Below are 15,795 nucleotides of genomic sequence, written 5' to 3'. Positions count from 1 at the left end.
TCCAGCCGGACGGGCGCATGGAGAATTTTTATGTCAGTTTCCGTCCCGAACGCTGTCCTCTCGGTCGGTGGTATCGGCAAGACCTACGCCCAACCGGTGTTGACTGGCATCGACCTGACGCTCATGCGCGGTGAAGTGCTGGCGCTGACCGGCGAGAATGGCGCAGGCAAAAGCACGCTGTCGAAAATCATAGGAGGGCTGGTCACGCCAACCACCGGTCAGATGCAGTTTCAGGGGCAGGACTATCGTCCCGGAAGCCGGGCTCAGGCTGAAGCGCTGGGTATCCGCATGGTCATGCAGGAACTCAATCTGCTGCCGACCCTGTCGGTGGCGGAAAACCTGTTTCTTCACAACCTGCCCAACAACGGCGGCTGGATCAATCGCAAGCAGTTGCGCAAGGCTGCCATCGAGGCCATGGCTCAGGTCGGGCTCGACGCTATTGACCCGGATACCCTGGTCGGCGAACTGGGCATCGGCCATCAGCAAATGGTGGAGATCGCCCGCAACCTGATCGGCGATTGTCATGTGCTGATTCTCGATGAGCCGACCGCGATGCTCACTGCACGCGAAGTCGAAATGCTGTTCGAGCAGATCATCCGTCTGCAGGCTCGCGGCGTATCGATCATCTATATCTCTCATCGCCTCGAAGAGCTGGCGCGGGTCGCGCAGCGCATTGCCGTGCTGCGCGACGGCAACCTGGTCTGTGTCGCGCCGATGGCCAACTACAACAGCGAGCAACTGGTCACCTTGATGGTCGGGCGCGAGCTCGGCGAACACATCGATATGGGGGCGCGCAAGATCGGCGCTCCGATGTTGACGGTCGAAGGCCTGACCCGTTCCGACAAGGTGCGCGACGTGTCGTTCGAAGTCCGTGCCGGCGAGATTTTCGGGATTTCCGGTTTGATCGGGGCGGGGCGCACCGAGTTGCTGCGTCTGATTTTCGGAGCTGATATCGCCGACAGCGGCACGATTGCCCTGGGGGCGCCGGCGCGGGTCGTCAGCATCCGTTCGCCGGTGGATGCGGTGGGTCATGGCATCGCGTTGATCACTGAGGATCGCAAGGGCGAAGGCCTTTTGTTGGCACAGTCGATCGGCGCCAATATCGCCTTGGGCAACATGTCCGGCATCTCCAGCGCTGGCCTTGTCGACAATGATGATGAGCACGCCCTGGCCCAGCGTCAGATCGACGCCATGCGAATCCGCAGTTCCGGCCCGGCACAGTTGGTGTCTGAGCTGTCCGGCGGCAATCAGCAGAAAGTTGTCATTGGGCGCTGGCTGGAGCGCGATTGCTCGGTACTGCTGTTCGACGAGCCGACCCGCGGCATCGACGTCGGCGCCAAGTTCGATATCTACAACCTGCTCGGTGAGTTGACCCGCAAAGGCAAGGCGCTGGTGGTGGTCTCCAGCGACTTGCGCGAGCTGATGCTGATCTGTGACCGGATCGGTGTGCTGTCGGCAGGAAGCCTGATCGATACATTCGATCGCGACAGCTGGACCCAGGATGAGTTGCTCGCCGCGGCTTTCGCCGGCTACCAAAAACGTGATGCGCAGCTCTTTGAAGCCGCGCCTAGGGATCTTCCATGAAAACCGCTTCTTTCGCCGGCACTCGCAGTGGCAACTTCTACGGCCTGGGTACCTATCTGGGCCTGGCAGGCGCCTTGTCGGCGATGATCGTGCTGTTCTCGATGCTGAGCAGTCATTTCCTGTCCTACGATACTTTCAGCACCCTGGCCAACCAGATTCCGGACCTGATGGTGCTGGCGGTCGGCATGACCTTTGTGTTGATCATTGGTGGCATCGACCTGTCGGTAGGCTCGGTGCTGGCGCTGGCGGCCTCGACCGTGAGCGTGGCGATTCTTGGCTGGGGCTGGGGCGTGCTGCCGGCGGCGCTGCTCGGCATGGCCATCGCGGCGCTCGCCGGTACCATCACCGGCTCGATCACGGTGGCGTGGCGGATACCCTCGTTCATCGTGTCCCTGGGTGTGCTGGAAATGGCTCGCGGGGTGGCGTACCAGATGACCGGTTCGCGCACGGCCTATATCGGCGATGCGTTCGCCTGGTTATCCAACCCGATTGCCTTCGGCATTTCACCGTCGTTCATCATTGCGTTGCTGATCATTTTCATCGCCCAGGCCGTGTTGACCCGCACGGTGTTCGGGCGCTACCTGATCGGTATCGGCACCAACGAAGAGGCCGTGCGGCTCGCGGGGATCAATCCGAAGCCTTACAAAATCCTGGTCTTCAGCCTGATGGGATTGCTCGCCGGTATTGCCGCGTTGTTCCAGATTTCTCGCCTGGAAGCTGCGGACCCGAATGCCGGTTCCGGTCTTGAGTTGCAGGTGATCGCAGCTGTCGTGATCGGCGGGACCAGCCTGATGGGCGGGCGCGGCTCGGTGATCAGCACGTTTTTTGGCGTCCTGATCATTTCCGTACTGGCCGCGGGGCTGGCGCAGATCGGCGCAACCGAGCCAACCAAACGCATCATTACCGGCGCGGTGATCGTGGTGGCGGTGGTGCTGGACACCTATCGCAGTCAACGCGCAAGCCGGCGGACCTGAGTCATGGCGACTATCAAAGATGTGGCAGCCCTTGCCGGCATTTCCTACACCACGGTTTCCCATGTGGTGAACAGGACCCGCCCGGTCAGTGAAGAAGTCCGGATCAAGGTCGAGGCTGCAATCCAGACCCTCGACTACGTCCCCAGCGCCGTGGCCCGTTCGCTCAAGGCCAAGACCACGGCGACCATCGGCCTGTTGGTGCCCAACAGCCTCAACCCGTATTTCGCCGAACTGGCCCGGGGTATCGAGGATTACTGCGAGCGAAACGGTTACTGCGTCATCCTGTGCAACTCCGACGACAATCCGGACAAGCAGCGCAGCTACCTGCGTGTGCTGCTGGAAAAACGCATCGACGGCCTGATTGTCGCCTCGGCCGGCGGCGACGGTGGTCTGGTACAAGGCCTGAAAGGCGTCCGCACCCCCATGGTCATCGTCGACCGTGGACTGGAAGGTGTCGATGCGGACCTGGTGCGCATCGACCATGAATACGGCGCGTATCTGGCGACCCGGCACCTGTTGGAGTTGGGGCACCGGGATATCGCCACGATCAGCGGGCCGGAAGACACCAGTGTGGCGCAGATGCGTTTGGCGGGTTATCGCCGGGCCTTGAAAGAGGCGGGTGTCGAAGTCTCTCCCGAGCGCATGCTGGAAAGCGATTTCACCAGCACCGGCGGTTACAGCGCCGCCGCGATTTTGCTGGAAAGCAATCCGCCTAGCGCCATTTTTGCGGCCAACGACATGATCGGCATCGGCGTGCTACGGGCCGCCGCCGAGCGCAATATTCGCGTACCGAGCGAGTTGTCGGTGATCGGCTTCGACGATATCCAGATGAGTCGGTATGTCTATCCGTCGTTGACCACGGTCGGGCAATCGATCCTGCAACTCGGCGAAATGGCCGCTGAGGTGCTTTTACGACGGATAGCCACGCCAGACCTGATGACCGATCAGCGGATCGTGACGCCGAGTATCGTCATACGTGAATCGACGGCGCCGCTGGCCGGCGTGTTTGCCCACTTCCGTTGAAACAGAGAGCCGTTGAAAACAGAAAGCCGCTAAACCAACAGCGCCGCCGAAACAGAATCGATGAGTAGCAATGTATGCCAGCAAAAGTAGTGGTGATAGGCAGTTTGAATATGGACCTGGTGACCCGGGCGCCGCGCTTGCCCAAGGGCGGTGAAACGTTGATTGGCGAATCGTTTGCCACCGTCTCCGGTGGCAAGGGCGCCAATCAGGCCGTGGCTGCGGCGCGGCTGGGAGCACAGGTGTCGATGATTGGGTGCGTGGGCAATGACGCTTATGGTGAGGCACTGCGCGGGGCGCTGCTGGCCGAGCAGATCGATTGTCAGGCAGTCAGCACCGTTGACGGTTCCAGCGGCGTGGCGTTGATTGTGGTCGACGACAACAGTCAGAACACGATCGTGATCGTCCCCGGTGCCAACGGTGCATTGAGCGCTGAAGCCATTGACCGTTTTGATTCGGTGATAAAAGCGGCGGACGTGCTCATCTGTCAGCTGGAAGTGCCCGATGCCTCTGTTGGCCATGCGCTCAAGCGCGGCCGTGAACTGGGCAAGACGGTCATCCTCAACCCGGCACCGGTCAGCCGTCCGCTGCCATCGGGCTGGTATGCGTCTATCGATTACCTGATTCCCAACGAGAGTGAAGCATCGGCCCTGAGCGGTCTGTCGGTGGACTCCCTGGAAACCGCTCAAGCTGCTGCGACTCGGCTGATTGCCATGGGCGCCGGCAAGGTAATCATTACGCTTGGAGCGCAAGGCTTGCTGTTTGCCGATGGCCAGCGCTTCGAACATTTCCCTGCGACCGCCGTAAAGGCTGTCGATACTACGGCGGCCGGCGATACGTTTGTGGGCGGTTTCGCTGCGGCGCTGGCCGCAGGTCAAGAGGAGGCGCAGGCGATCCACTTCGGACAGGTAGCTGCGGCGCTGTCGGTCACCCGTGCGGGCGCGCAACCTTCAATTCCTGTCTTGAGCGATGTACAGGCGTTTAACACACCATGAAAAAGACACCACTGCTCAATATTGCACTGTCGCGGCTGATCGCCTCATTGGGGCATGGCGACATGGTCGTCATCGGGGACGCCGGTTTGCCGGTTCCGCCGGGTGTTGAATTGATCGACCTGGCCTTGACCCATGGCATTCCGGATTTTGTCAGCACCTTGAAGGTGGTGCTCAGTGAGATGCAGGTCGAAAGCCATGTGCTGGCTCAGGAAATCTTCGATAAAAAGCCGTCGGCCCTGGTCGCGCTGGATGAGCTGGACGGCACAGACGCGTTGGGTCGGCGTGAGGTGCTCACCCATGAACAATTCAAGGCCCTGAGCCGACAAGCGAGAGCGATTGTTCGTACAGGCGAGTGCCAGCCGTACTGCAACATAGTGCTGGTCGCCGGTGTAACGTTTTGACTGGCTGTCCGCGTTTTGATTTCCCCGGTACAAGGAGTGCGCCACATATCGCTATGCTCAGAAACTGCACCCACTGCTCCGGAGTCTGCTGCTTTTGTCCCTGATTAGCGCAACGAACGCCCAGGCGGCGGAAAAAATCGACTTGATCATCGACACCGATCCAGGGGCTGACGATGTCGTTGCCCTGTTGTTCGCCCTGGCATCGCCCGACGAACTGAATGTCCGGGCATTGACCACCGTTGCGGGCAACGTTCGCCTGGACAAGACCTCGCGCAATGCACGATTGGCCCGGGAATGGGCGGGGCGCGAAGAGGTTCCGGTCTATGCGGGAGCGCCGAGGCCTCTGATGCGTACACCCGTCTACGCTGAGGACATTCATGGCAAGGAAGGGTTGTCGGGCATTGCCGTGCATGAGCCCAGGCAAGGCCTGGCCAAGGGCAGCGCCATCACTTATCTGATCGAAACCCTGAAATCTGCTAAACCCCACAGCATCACCATCGCCATGCTTGGCCCGCAGACCAACCTGGCCCTGGCGCTGATCCAGGAGCCGGAGATCGTTCAGGGCATCAGGGAAGTGGTGGTCATGGGCGGTGCGCACTTCAATGGCGGCAACATCACGCCGGTGGCCGAGTTCAACCTGTTCGCCGATCCGCAGGCGGCCGAAGTGGTACTCAAGAGTGGCGTGAAGCTGACCTACCTGCCGCTGGATGTGACCCACAAGATCCTTACCAGCGAAGCGCGCCTGAAACAGATTGCCGCGCTGAACAACAACGCCAGCCGATTGGTGGGCGATATTCTCAATGAATACATCAAAGGCGACATGGAACACTACGGCATTCCGGGCGGCCCGGTGCATGACGCCACGGTTGTCGCTTACCTGCTCAAGCCGCAATTGTTCAGCGGTCGTTCGGTCAATGTGGTTGTCGACAGCCGCGAAGGTCCGACCTTTGGGCAGACCATTGTCGACTGGTATGACGGCTTGAAAGCACCAAAGAATGCCTTCTGGGTCGAAAGCGGCGATGCCCAGGGCTTCTTCGCTCTGCTGACCGAGCGCCTGGCTCGCCTGAAGTAAGCATCATCTCCCGTAGGTGTTTCACTCCCGCCTGCTGACCGCTTCGGCCTTTTGGTCCGACAGATGTTTCTCGAAAATCTGCTCGATGAACGATTGGGCGGCTTCGGTTCCAAGGTCCCTGACCAGAAGGTCGATACCGATAATGGCGAGCTCTTCCGTGCTGCCTGGACTGTAGGAGCTGTGGCCGTCTTGCCACTTGGCCTTGATGTCAGCGTCGATGCTTACGGTGGTCATGATGGCACTCGTCAAGTCGGGGGAAGTCTGAGTGCCGAGTTAACCATTTTGCGGGGCTTTTGACACGTCGACTTAGGCGTGAAAGGAGTGCTGTGCGACACTTGGTCTCTGACGAATATTCAAGGAGTGCGCAGTGCAGATCGATTTGAACTCCCCGGATGGCCTGACCCTTGAGGCGGTGCGTCAGTTGCTGGCCAGCGCCAGTGACGATGAGCACACCCAGTTGCGGGTCACTAAAGGAGGCATTGCCTATATCTCCTCGGGTGTCGTGGGCGGTACCGATATCGACGGCTTGCTGTTTCGACTTGAAACCTGGGCCAAGGGCTCCGGTTATGTCGGGCGGGTCGCGGCCAGCGATGAGGTCTGGGTCATGCAAATCTTCAATGCCTTGAAGGAGAACTGGCCCAATCCGCCTTACGACTATATCGACGTCTATTGAGCGTCGTTCATATTCAGTCACGATTGAGTGGTTAAGGGGAGGGCGATGCTCAGGCAAAATCGCGGCTCGTCCGGATTGCGGGCAGGGTGCTAGCACTGCCTGCCTGTGAAACCAAACGCCAGTCTGGTTGTCGCACGATCTCAGCTCAATCATTGAAATAAGGAGGCTTCATGCCTTGGAAGCTCGCGTCATTGGGTACTTTGCTGGCCGTTGCCACGCTGGCCGGTTGCAGCACTACCTCTACGGAGTCGGCAACAGTTGATGTTGCGACGACTGACACGGGTCACAGCCGCTGTGAAGCGAAGGCTGCCGAGTTCACCATCGGCAAACAGGCATCGCCGCAACTGCTTGAGCAGGCGCGTACCCGCGCGGGGGCGCAAAGCGCGCGGTTCCTGCTGCCAACCGATATGGTGACGCTGGAGTACCGTTCCGATCGCCTGAACCTGAACACCGATGCCAGCAGGGTGGTCACCCGGGTCAACTGCGGCTGATCCTCAGGTTTTTGTTTCACCCATAAAAAACCCCGTCACATGGACGGGGTTTTTCTAGTGCGCCTGGAAATTACTCTGGGCGAACTTGAGCAGCTTGCATACCCTTTTGGCCTTTCTCAGCCACGAAGGAAACAGTCTGGCCTTCTTTCAGGCTTTTGAAACCGTCGCTTTCGATAGCTTTGAAGTGTACGAACAGGTCGTCACCGCCACCTTGAGGAGTGATGAAGCCGAAGCCTTTTTCATCGTTGAACCATTTAACGGTGCCGGTTTGGCGATTAGACATGGTGTATCTCCAAGAAACATATATTTTCAGTAGTACTGTGCTGCTCAGGCCAACTGGGCACACCCGAGTATCATAGTCGAAATGTTCGGTTTGGGAGCCCCCCGGGCGAGCTGTTTGCCAATCAGTCGTGGTTTCTTTATGTCTTGAAATGGCTGGAGGCCCCGTTTTATAAGGCTTCTAGCCGAAAGTAAAGACGATAAAAAAAGCTGTAAAACCTGCATAATTTGTACGGAATGGCCTGTTTTAGGGACTTTTTGCCAGTAAAACAGGGTTTGAGAACGCAGATCTGTGCTTATTTTTTGGCTTTGTTCTCAGCCTTGCAGGCTGCAATTTGGCTAAAGGCTTTCTGTTTCAGGGCGTCACTGGCTTTGTTATCCATCAATGCCTGAATGTCGCTGGCCGGGAACGACTTGATCGCATCGGCACCACAAGCGCAGTGGGATTTGGCCGCAGCTTCACCGATTTGTTGCGCGGCCGCAGGAACGCACTGAGACATGTACTTCTCGCGCTCACCTTTTGGCCATTCGGCGTGGGCGGCCAGCGGCAGCAGCAGAACGATTGGTGCGACTACAGCGAATATACGATTCAGATGCATGCCAAGATGCTCCTTTGAGGTCAATGTCTTGTTATCTGAGCGCTAATGCGCGGCTCAAGTTCACCACTCTGGCATAAAAACGCCTGATTTACCGCGTTGGAAAGCCTCTGCGCAGCTACCACCGTTCATCTGTGCTAGCATGCCCCGCTCGGGCGTTTGCAGGCTCCGATGGACCTTCAGTCCCGGTAGCGGCAGAGGCACGATTAACCCTGATTTGAATCCCAGTCACTCTGGTTCGGTTTTCCGGTTGGCCGCAAGGCTCCTGCCGCTGTAAGGCAGGCGTTCGTCATTGAATGGCCTGGACCGGATCTTGTACTGGCTCATCCCAACCCACGTGACCTTTGGTAGGGGTCACCACTAGGAGAGGAGGCGCCATGCCAACTATTACTCTTCCCGACGGCAGTCAACGTTCATTCGATCACCCGGTTTCCGTAGCCGAGGTCGCCGCATCCATCGGTGCTGGCCTGGCCAAGGCCACTGTAGCCGGCAAGGTCGATGGCAAGCTGGTCGACGCCAGCGATATCATCGACAGCGACGCGTCGCTGCAAATCATCACGCCAAAGGATGAAGAGGGGCTGGAGATCATTCGCCACTCTTGCGCCCACCTGGTTGGCCACGCGGTCAAGCAGTTGTATCCGACCGCCAAAATGGTCATCGGCCCGGTCATCGACGAAGGTTTCTATTACGACATCGCCTTCGAGCGTCCTTTCACCCCGGACGACCTGGCGGCTATCGAACAGCGCATGCAGCAGCTGATCGAGAAAGATTACGACGTGATCAAGAAAGTCACTCCGCGCGCCGAAGTGATCGAAGTGTTCAAGGCCCGTGGCGAAGACTACAAGTTGCGCCTGGTCGAAGACATGCCGAACGAGCAGGCCATGGGCCTGTACTATCACGAAGAATACGTCGACATGTGCCGCGGTCCGCACGTGCCGAACACCCGCTTCCTGAAATCCTTCAAACTGACCAAACTGTCCGGCGCCTACTGGCGCGGCGATGCCAAGAACGAGCAGCTGCAGCGCGTCTACGGCACCGCATGGGCGGACAAGAAGCAACTGGCGGCTTACATCCAGCGCATTGAAGAAGCCGAAAAGCGCGACCACCGCAAGATCGGCAAGCGCCTGGGCCTGTTCCACACCCAGGAAGAGTCGCCGGGCATGGTGTTCTGGCACCCGAACGGCTGGACTTTGTACCAGGTGCTCGAGCAGTACATGCGCAAGGTTCAGCGCGACAACGGCTACCTGGAAATCAAGACGCCGCAAGTCGTTGACCGCAGCCTGTGGGAGAAATCCGGGCACTGGGCCAACTACGCCGACAACATGTTCACCACGCAGTCGGAAAACCGCGACTACGCAATCAAGCCAATGAACTGCCCTTGCCACGTGCAGGTGTTCAACCAGGGCCTGAAAAGCTACCGCGAACTGCCGATGCGCCTGGCCGAGTTCGGTGCATGCCACCGTAACGAGCCATCGGGTGCCTTGCACGGCATCATGCGCGTGCGCGCATTCACCCAGGACGACGCCCACATCTTCTGCACCGAAGAGCAGATGCAGGCCGAGTCCGCTGCGTTTATCAAGCTGACCATGGACGTCTACGCCGATTTCGGCTTTAAAGATGTCGAGATGAAGCTATCCACTCGTCCGGAAAAACGCGTCGGTTCCGACGAGCTTTGGGATCGCGCCGAAGCTGCACTGGCCGCAGCCCTTGATAGCGCGGGCCTGCCGTACGATCTGCAGCCGGGCGAGGGTGCTTTCTACGGTCCGAAGATCGAGTTCTCGCTGAAAGATTGCCTCGGTCGCGTCTGGCAATGTGGTACCCTGCAGCTCGATTTTAACCTGCCTGTGCGTCTGGGAGCCGAATACGTCTCCGAAGACAACAGTCGCAAGCACCCGGTCATGTTGCACCGGGCGATCCTGGGGTCCTTCGAGCGGTTCGTCGGAATCCTGATCGAGCACTACGAGGGTGCGTTCCCTGCGTGGCTGGCTCCGACCCAGGCAGTGGTGATGAATATCACTGATAAACAGGCTGATTTTGCCGCCGAAGTGGAAAAAACTCTCAACGAAAGCGGGTTTCGTGCCAAGTCTGACTTGAGAAATGAAAAGATCGGCTTTAAAATCCGCGAGCATACTTTGCTCAAGGTTCCTTATCTCTTGGTTATCGGAGATCGGGAAGTCGAGATGCAGACTGTCGCTGTGCGTACTCGTGAAGGTGCTGACCTGGGCTCGATGCCCGTCGCCCGGTTCGCTGAGTTCCTCGCCCAAGCGGTTTCCCGGCGTGGTCGCCAAGATTCGGAGTAATTATTATTAAGCGTGAAATGAGACAAGATAAACGAACTGCACCGAAAGCCCCGATCAACGAGAATATCTCGGCACGCGAGGTTCGGTTAATTGGGGCTGAAGGTGAACAGCTCGGGATTGTGTCAATCGAAGACGCGCTTCTTAAGGCTGAAGAGGCCAAGCTGGATCTGGTGGAGATTTCCGCCGATGCAGTACCACCTGTTTGCAAACTGATGGACTACGGCAAATCGATCTTCGAAAAGAAGAAGCAGATTGCTGCGGCCAAGAAAAACCAGAAGCAGATTCAGGTTAAAGAAATCAAATTTCGTCCAGGGACGGAGGAAGGGGATTACCAGGTAAAACTGCGCAACCTGGTACGTTTCCTGAGTGACGGGGACAGGGCCAAGGTATCCTTGCGATTCCGCGGCCGTGAGATGGCCCACCAGGAGCTGGGGATGGAACTCCTCAAGCGAGTTGAAGGTGACTTGCTCGAGTACGGTTCGGTCGAACAGCATCCTAAGATGGAAGGACGCCAGCTGATCATGGTCATCGCCCCGAAAAAGAAGAAGTAATCAACAGGGCACGGCAGGCCTTCTGATTATGTTTATCAACTGAATGCGGAGTATCCGAACATGCCAAAAATGAAGACCAAAAGTGGTGCTGCTAAGCGGTTTCTGAAAACTGCTAACGGTATCAAGCACAAGCACGCTTTCAAGAGCCACATCCTGACCAAAATGTCGACCAAGCGTAAGCGTCAACTGCGCGGTAGCAGCTTGCTGCATCCGTCTGACGTGGCAAAAGTCGAGCGCATGCTGCGCCTTCGTTAATTTTAGTCAAGAATAGAGGAAGTAACTCATGGCTCGTGTAAAGCGTGGCGTCATTGCCCGTAAGCGTCACAAAAAAATTCTGAAACTTGCTAAAGGCTACTACGGCGCACGCTCCCGCGTATTCCGTGTTGCCAAGCAAGCGGTAATCAAGGCAGGCCAATACGCCTACCGTGACCGTCGTCAGAAAAAACGTCAGTTCCGCGCTCTGTGGATCGCTCGTATCAACGCTGGTGCTCGTATCAACGGTCTGTCCTACAGCCGTTTCATCGCCGGCCTGAAAAAAGCGTCCATCGAGATCGACCGTAAGGTTCTGGCTGATCTGGCAGTGAACGAAAAAGCGGCGTTTGCTGCGATTGTCGAGAAAGCTAAAGCCACCTTGGCTTAAGTACCCCCGACAGTCACCCGGCCTCGCATCTGTGGGGTCAGGTGTTAAACGTCATAAATAGGGGAAGAGCCTTCAAGCTCTTCCCCTATTTTGTATCTGGAGTCTGTACATGGAAAACCTGGATGCGCTCGTCTCTCAAGCACTAGAGGCTGTGCAAAGCGCTGAAGATATCAATGCCCTGGAGCAAATCCGGGTTCACTACCTTGGCAAGAAGGGTGAATTGACTCAGGTGATGAAGACCCTGGGGAATTTGCCGGCAGAGGAGCGTCCGCAGGTCGGTGCGCTGATCAACGTTGCCAAGGAGCGTGTCACAGAGGTCCTTAATGCGCGCAAGGCATTGTTTGAAGAAGCCGATCTGGCTGCCAAACTCTCTGCCGAGTCCATTGACGTGACCCTGCCTGGCCGCGGTCAGACCTCCGGTGGTCTGCATCCGGTTACCCGCACTCTGGAACGCGTCGAACAGTTCTTCACCCGTATTGGCTACGGCATCGCCGAAGGCCCTGAGGTCGAAGACGATTATCACAACTTCGAAGCGCTCAACATCCCAGGCCATCACCCGGCCCGGTCGATGCATGACACCTTCTATTTCAATGCGAACATGCTGTTGCGCACCCATACCTCGCCGGTACAGGTCCGCACCATGGAGTCCAGGCAGCCGCCGATCCGCATCGTCTGCCCCGGCCGCGTCTACCGCAGCGACTCCGATATCACCCACTCGCCGATGTTCCACCAGGTCGAAGGCCTGCTGGTCGATCGCGACATCAATTTCGCCGACCTCAAAGGCACCATCGAAGAGTTCCTGCGGGTGTTCTTCGAAAAAGAACTGGCCGTGCGTTTCCGTCCTTCGTACTTCCCGTTCACCGAGCCATCCGCTGAAGTCGACATGGAATGCGTGATGTGCAGCGGTAAAGGCTGCCGCGTCTGCAAGCAGACGGGCTGGCTGGAAGTGATGGGCTGCGGCATGGTTCACCCGAACGTGTTGCGTATGTCCGGTATCGACCCGGAAGAGTTCTCGGGCTTTGCCTTCGGCATGGGCGTAGAGCGTCTGGCCATGCTGCGTTACGGCGTGAACGACTTGCGTCTGTTCTTCGACAACGACTTGCGGTTCCTCGCGCAATTTCGCTAGTCGTAACGAATTCTTAGGAGAGCAGGATGAAATTCAGTGAACAATGGCTGCGTGGCTGGGTTAGCCCGCAGGTAAGTCGCGACGAGCTGGTTGCTCGTCTGTCGATGGCCGGTCTTGAGGTCGATAGCGTTACGCCGGCCGCCGGTGTTTTCAATGGTGTAGTAGTTGGCGAGGTGCTGAGCACCGAGCAGCACCCGGACGCCGACAAGCTGCGCGTGTGCCAGGTCAACAACGGTTCGGAAACCTTCCAGGTTGTTTGCGGTGCGCCAAACGTGCGCCCGGGCCTGAAGATTCCTTTCGCCATGATCGGCGCCGAGCTGCCGGGTGACTTCAAGATCAAGAAGGCCAAGCTGCGTGGCGTTGAATCCAACGGCATGCTGTGCTCGCAATCCGAGCTGCAGGTCGGTGAAGGTAATGACGGTCTGATGGAGCTGCCGGCCGATGCGCCGGTAGGTGAGGATTTCCGCGTTTATCTGGATCTGGAAGACGCCAGCATCGAGGTCGATCTGACCCCGAACCGTGGCGACTGCCTGTCCCTGGCCGGTCTGGCTCGTGAAGTCGGCGCGCTGTATGCCGCTCCGGTCACCCGTCCGGTAGTGGCTTCGGTTCCTGCCGCGCACGACGAAGTGCGTTCGGTAGAAATACTGGCGCCGGCCGCGTGCCCACGTTATCTGGGTCGTGTGATTCGTAACGTCGACCTGTCCAGGCCTACGCCGCTGTGGATGGTGGAGCGTCTGCGTCGTGCAGAAGTGCGCAGCATCGACGCTGCCGTCGACATCACCAACTACGTGATGCTGGAGCTGGGTCAGCCGCTGCACGCCTTCGATCTCGCCGAAATCAACGGCGGCATCCGTGTGCGCATGGCCGAAGACGGCGAGAAGCTGGTGCTGCTCGACGGTCAGGAAGTCAGCCTGCGTAGCGATACGCTGGTGATTGCCGACCACTCCCGCGCACTGGCAATCGCCGGCGTCATGGGTGGCGAGCACAGCGGTGTGTCCGCGACCACGCGTGACGTGTTCCTGGAAAGCGCCTTCTTCGACCAGATCGCCGTGGCAGGCAAGGCCCGTTCCTATGGCCTGCACACCGATGCATCCCATCGCTATGAGCGTGGTGTGGATTGGCAACTGGCCCGTGAAGCCATGGAGCGCGCGACTGGCTTGCTGCTGGAAATCACCGGTGGTGAAGCGGGTCCGGTCATCGAGACCGTCAGCGAACAGCACCTGCCGAAAATTGCTCCGGTCACCCTGCGTGCCCAGCGCATTACCCAGATGCTGGGTATGGAAATGGATTCGGCTGAAGTGGAGCGCCTGCTCAATGCCTTGGGCCTGACCATTACTGCCGACGGGGCAGGGCAGTGGCGTGTAGAAGTACCAAGCCATCGCTTCGATATCAGTCTGGAAGTCGACCTGATCGAAGAGCTCGCTCGCCTGTACGGCTACAACCGTTTGCCGGTTCGTTATCCGCAAGCGCGTCTGGCGCCGCAAGCCAAGGCGGAAGCCCGTAGCGATCTGCCTGAGCTGCGCCGCCTGCTGGTTGCCCGTGGTTATCAGGAAGCAATTACCTACAGCTTCATCGATCCGAAACAGTTCGAACTGTTTAATCCGGGTGTAGAGCCGTTGCTGCTCGCCAATCCGATCTCCAATGACATGGCCGCCATGCGTTCGTCCTTGTGGCCGGGTCTGGTCAAGGCGCTTCAGCACAACCTGAACCGTCAGCAGGATCGCGTGCGCCTGTTTGAAAGCGGCCTGCGTTTCGTTGGCCAGCTTGAGGGCCTGAAGCAAGAGCCGATGTTGGCGGGTGTCGTTTGCGGTAGCCGTTTGCCTGAAGGTTGGGCGCAGGGTCGCGATACCGTCGACTTCTTCGACGTCAAGGCCGACGTCGAAGCGGTGCTGGGGTTTGCCGGTGCCCTGGATGCGTTCACTTTCGTGCCGGGCAAGCACCCAGCGTTGCACCCGGGTCAAACTGCGCGCATCGAGCGTGACGGTCGTCTGGTCGGCTTCATCGGCGCTATCCATCCTGAATTGTCGAAAACCCTCGGTCTCGACCGTCCGGTCTTCGTCTTCGAACTGGTTCTGGCGGAAGTCGCGTCGGGCAAAATGCCAAAATTCCACGAGTTATCGCGCTTTCCTGAAGTGCGTCGTGACCTTGCACTGATTGCACACAAAGACGTTGCAGCCACGGCTGTACTGGATGTAATCCGTGAAAATGCAGGCGAATGGCTGACAGACCTCAGGCTATTTGACGTGTATCAGGGTAAAGGCATTGATCCTGATAGAAAAAGCCTCGCAGTCGGCTTGACCTGGCAGCATCCATCGCGCACTCTTAATGACGATGAGGTGAATACCGCAACGCAAAACATCCTCACCTCGCTCGAACAAAGGTTGAACGCCACGTTAAGGAAGTGACGTATGGGGGCTCTGACGAAAGCTGAGATGGCGGAACGTCTGTATGAAGAGCTGGGCCTGAACAAACGGGAGGCCAAGGAATTGGTCGAACTGTTTTTTGAAGAAATCAGGCACGCTCTCGAAGACAACGAACAAGTCAAATTGTCCGGTTTCGGCAATTTCGACCTTCGGGACAAACGCCAGCGGCCTGGCCGCAATCCGAAAACGGGGGAAGAAATCCCGATCACGGCTCGCCGTGTGGTCACCTTTCGTCCAGGGCAGAAGTTGAAGGCCCGAGTTGAGGCTTATGCTGGAACCAAGTCATAACGACGAGCTCCCCGTCATCCCAGGCAAACGCTACTTCACCATTGGTGAAGTCAGCGAGCTGTGTGCGGTAAAACCACACGTGCTGCGCTACTGGGAGCAGGAGTTTCCTCAACTCAACCCTGTCAAACGCCGCGGAAACCGCCGGTATTATCAGCGCCAGGACGTGCTGATGATCCGGCAGATCCGCGCGCTTCTTTACGATCAGGGGTTCACCATCGGCGGAGCGCGCCTGCGCTTGTCCGGCGATGAAGCCAAAGACGACACGACCCAATACAAGCAAATGATCCGCCAGATGATCGCCGAACTCGAAGATGTTCTGGTGGTACTCAAGAAATAAATTCCTGCTTTTAAATACTTCCAGTTTTCAAAAGCTTGCGATATA

19 protein-coding genes are annotated in these 15,795 nt (G+C 58.1%); 16 read left to right on the top strand and 3 right to left on the bottom strand.

All coding sequences use genetic code 11. The features are described from left to right. The first annotated feature begins 30 nt into the window (after positions 1-30). The 6 genes from ACEN8Z_RS21495 (at position 31) to ACEN8Z_RS21470 (ending at position 6,046) form a co-directional block, all read left to right on the top strand. Entirely contained in the window at positions 31-1,584 is a 1,554-nt protein-coding gene (locus tag ACEN8Z_RS21495) for a sugar ABC transporter ATP-binding protein (RefSeq protein WP_495595590.1), read from the top strand. Then, entirely contained in the window at positions 1,581-2,558 is a 978-nt protein-coding gene (locus tag ACEN8Z_RS21490; RefSeq protein ID WP_007993379.1) for an ABC transporter permease, read from the top strand. Before ACEN8Z_RS21495 ends, ACEN8Z_RS21490 begins: the two co-directional genes overlap by 4 nt. A gap of 3 nt (positions 2,559-2,561) precedes the next feature. Continuing rightward, a complete protein-coding gene (locus tag ACEN8Z_RS21485) occupies positions 2,562-3,581 on the top strand; it encodes a LacI family DNA-binding transcriptional regulator (protein ID WP_495595589.1) in 1,020 nt (339 codons plus the stop codon). Positions 3,582-3,655: 74 nt separating this feature from the next. Beyond that, complete coding sequence (gene rbsK, locus ACEN8Z_RS21480) at positions 3,656-4,573, top strand: ribokinase (protein WP_495595588.1); 918 nt, start codon at positions 3,656-3,658, stop codon at positions 4,571-4,573. Next, positions 4,570-4,974 carry a D-ribose pyranase gene (gene rbsD, locus ACEN8Z_RS21475; RefSeq protein ID WP_495595587.1) on the top strand — a complete coding sequence of 135 codons (405 nt, stop codon included), beginning with the start codon at positions 4,570-4,572 and terminating at the stop codon, positions 4,972-4,974. Before rbsK ends, rbsD begins: the two co-directional genes overlap by 4 nt. Positions 4,975-5,038: 64 nt before the next feature. Further along, positions 5,039-6,046, top strand: coding sequence for a nucleoside hydrolase (locus ACEN8Z_RS21470; RefSeq protein ID WP_495598174.1), 1,008 nt, complete (start codon positions 5,039-5,041; stop codon positions 6,044-6,046). Between the two features lie 21 nt (positions 6,047-6,067). Here the strand turns inward: ACEN8Z_RS21470 and ACEN8Z_RS21465 are convergent, their stop codons facing one another. Continuing rightward, positions 6,068-6,280 (bottom strand): hypothetical protein, encoded by a 213-nt coding sequence (locus tag ACEN8Z_RS21465; protein ID WP_495595586.1) that lies wholly within the window; start codon positions 6,278-6,280, stop codon positions 6,068-6,070. Between the two features lie 133 nt (positions 6,281-6,413). On the opposite strand from ACEN8Z_RS21465, the gene ACEN8Z_RS21460 reads away from it, so the two are divergent. Both ACEN8Z_RS21460 and ACEN8Z_RS21455 read left to right on the top strand, forming a co-directional pair. Beyond that, positions 6,414-6,719, top strand: a complete 306-nt coding sequence (locus ACEN8Z_RS21460) for a hypothetical protein (protein WP_007992468.1) — start codon at positions 6,414-6,416, stop codon at positions 6,717-6,719. 170 nt (positions 6,720-6,889) lie between these two features. After that, complete coding sequence (locus tag ACEN8Z_RS21455; protein ID WP_007993392.1) at positions 6,890-7,210, top strand: I78 family peptidase inhibitor; 321 nt, start codon at positions 6,890-6,892, stop codon at positions 7,208-7,210. A 70-nt stretch (positions 7,211-7,280) separates the two neighbouring features. Here the strand turns inward: ACEN8Z_RS21455 and ACEN8Z_RS21450 are convergent, their stop codons facing one another. Beyond that, the gene (locus ACEN8Z_RS21450; RefSeq protein ID WP_003179963.1) at positions 7,281-7,493 is read right to left on the bottom strand and encodes a cold-shock protein; all 213 of its coding nucleotides are present in this window, start codon (positions 7,491-7,493) and stop codon (positions 7,281-7,283) included. A 292-nt stretch (positions 7,494-7,785) separates the two neighbouring features. Beyond that, complete coding sequence (locus ACEN8Z_RS21445) at positions 7,786-8,088, bottom strand: hypothetical protein (RefSeq protein ID WP_108229946.1); 303 nt, start codon at positions 8,086-8,088, stop codon at positions 7,786-7,788. A 374-nt stretch (positions 8,089-8,462) separates the two neighbouring features. Here ACEN8Z_RS21445 and thrS point away from each other — a divergent pair, with 374 nt between their 5' ends. From thrS to ACEN8Z_RS21405, 8 genes are all read left to right on the top strand, one after another. Beyond that, entirely contained in the window at positions 8,463-10,385 is a 1,923-nt protein-coding gene (gene thrS, locus ACEN8Z_RS21440; protein ID WP_442096673.1) for a threonine--tRNA ligase, read from the top strand. After that, positions 10,385-10,936 carry a translation initiation factor IF-3 gene (gene infC, locus ACEN8Z_RS21435; protein WP_172435703.1) on the top strand — a complete coding sequence of 184 codons (552 nt, stop codon included), beginning with the start codon at positions 10,385-10,387 and terminating at the stop codon, positions 10,934-10,936. Before thrS ends, infC begins: the two co-directional genes overlap by 1 nt. A gap of 60 nt (positions 10,937-10,996) precedes the next feature. Further along, a complete protein-coding gene (gene rpmI / locus ACEN8Z_RS21430) occupies positions 10,997-11,191 on the top strand; it encodes a 50S ribosomal protein L35 (protein WP_002553160.1) in 195 nt (64 codons plus the stop codon). Positions 11,192-11,219: 28 nt separating this feature from the next. Beyond that, positions 11,220-11,576 (top strand): 50S ribosomal protein L20, encoded by a 357-nt coding sequence (rplT, locus tag ACEN8Z_RS21425; protein ID WP_007905879.1) that lies wholly within the window; start codon positions 11,220-11,222, stop codon positions 11,574-11,576. A 109-nt stretch (positions 11,577-11,685) separates the two neighbouring features. After that, on the top strand, positions 11,686-12,702 hold the full coding sequence (gene pheS, locus ACEN8Z_RS21420) for a phenylalanine--tRNA ligase subunit alpha (protein WP_495028204.1): 1,017 nt from the start codon (positions 11,686-11,688) through the stop codon (positions 12,700-12,702). Positions 12,703-12,728: 26 nt separating this feature from the next. Then, positions 12,729-15,107: a phenylalanine--tRNA ligase subunit beta gene (gene pheT, locus ACEN8Z_RS21415; protein WP_495595585.1), complete on the top strand. Its 2,379-nt coding sequence runs from the start codon at positions 12,729-12,731 to the stop codon at positions 15,105-15,107. Positions 15,108-15,110: 3 nt separating this feature from the next. Beyond that, positions 15,111-15,413: an integration host factor subunit alpha gene (gene ihfA / locus ACEN8Z_RS21410; RefSeq protein ID WP_002553164.1), complete on the top strand. Its 303-nt coding sequence runs from the start codon at positions 15,111-15,113 to the stop codon at positions 15,411-15,413. After that, complete coding sequence (locus ACEN8Z_RS21405) at positions 15,394-15,750, top strand: MerR family transcriptional regulator (RefSeq protein WP_003179985.1); 357 nt, start codon at positions 15,394-15,396, stop codon at positions 15,748-15,750. Before ihfA ends, ACEN8Z_RS21405 begins: the two co-directional genes overlap by 20 nt. Positions 15,751-15,795: the final 45 nt, after the last annotated feature.

It is taken from the genome of Pseudomonas sp. Pseusp10 (genome assembly GCF_059492225.1).
The sequence above is the reverse complement of the archived record's forward strand: the minus strand, read 5'-3'. Positions and strand labels throughout refer to the sequence as shown.

Coding starts and splice junctions, on each gene's coding strand:
- ACEN8Z_RS21450 (WP_003179963.1), bottom strand. CDS start 7,493: ATGTCTAATCGCCAAACCGGCACCGTTAAATGGTTCAACGATGAAAAA.
- thrS (WP_442096673.1), top strand. CDS start 8,463: ATGCCAACTATTACTCTTCCCGACGGCAGTCAACGTTCATTCGATCAC.
- rplT (WP_007905879.1), top strand. CDS start 11,220: ATGGCTCGTGTAAAGCGTGGCGTCATTGCCCGTAAGCGTCACAAAAAA.
- ACEN8Z_RS21495 (WP_495595590.1), top strand. CDS start 31: ATGTCAGTTTCCGTCCCGAACGCTGTCCTCTCGGTCGGTGGTATCGGC.
- ACEN8Z_RS21485 (WP_495595589.1), top strand. CDS start 2,562: ATGGCGACTATCAAAGATGTGGCAGCCCTTGCCGGCATTTCCTACACC.
- rpmI (WP_002553160.1), top strand. CDS start 10,997: ATGCCAAAAATGAAGACCAAAAGTGGTGCTGCTAAGCGGTTTCTGAAA.
- rbsD (WP_495595587.1), top strand. CDS start 4,570: ATGAAAAAGACACCACTGCTCAATATTGCACTGTCGCGGCTGATCGCC.
- ACEN8Z_RS21455 (WP_007993392.1), top strand. CDS start 6,890: ATGCCTTGGAAGCTCGCGTCATTGGGTACTTTGCTGGCCGTTGCCACG.
- ACEN8Z_RS21445 (WP_108229946.1), bottom strand. CDS start 8,088: ATGCATCTGAATCGTATATTCGCTGTAGTCGCACCAATCGTTCTGCTG.
- rbsK (WP_495595588.1), top strand. CDS start 3,656: ATGCCAGCAAAAGTAGTGGTGATAGGCAGTTTGAATATGGACCTGGTG.
- ACEN8Z_RS21490 (WP_007993379.1), top strand. CDS start 1,581: ATGAAAACCGCTTCTTTCGCCGGCACTCGCAGTGGCAACTTCTACGGC.
- ACEN8Z_RS21465 (WP_495595586.1), bottom strand. CDS start 6,280: ATGACCACCGTAAGCATCGACGCTGACATCAAGGCCAAGTGGCAAGAC.
- pheS (WP_495028204.1), top strand. CDS start 11,686: ATGGAAAACCTGGATGCGCTCGTCTCTCAAGCACTAGAGGCTGTGCAA.
- pheT (WP_495595585.1), top strand. CDS start 12,729: ATGAAATTCAGTGAACAATGGCTGCGTGGCTGGGTTAGCCCGCAGGTA.
- ihfA (WP_002553164.1), top strand. CDS start 15,111: ATGGGGGCTCTGACGAAAGCTGAGATGGCGGAACGTCTGTATGAAGAG.
- ACEN8Z_RS21405 (WP_003179985.1), top strand. CDS start 15,394: ATGCTGGAACCAAGTCATAACGACGAGCTCCCCGTCATCCCAGGCAAA.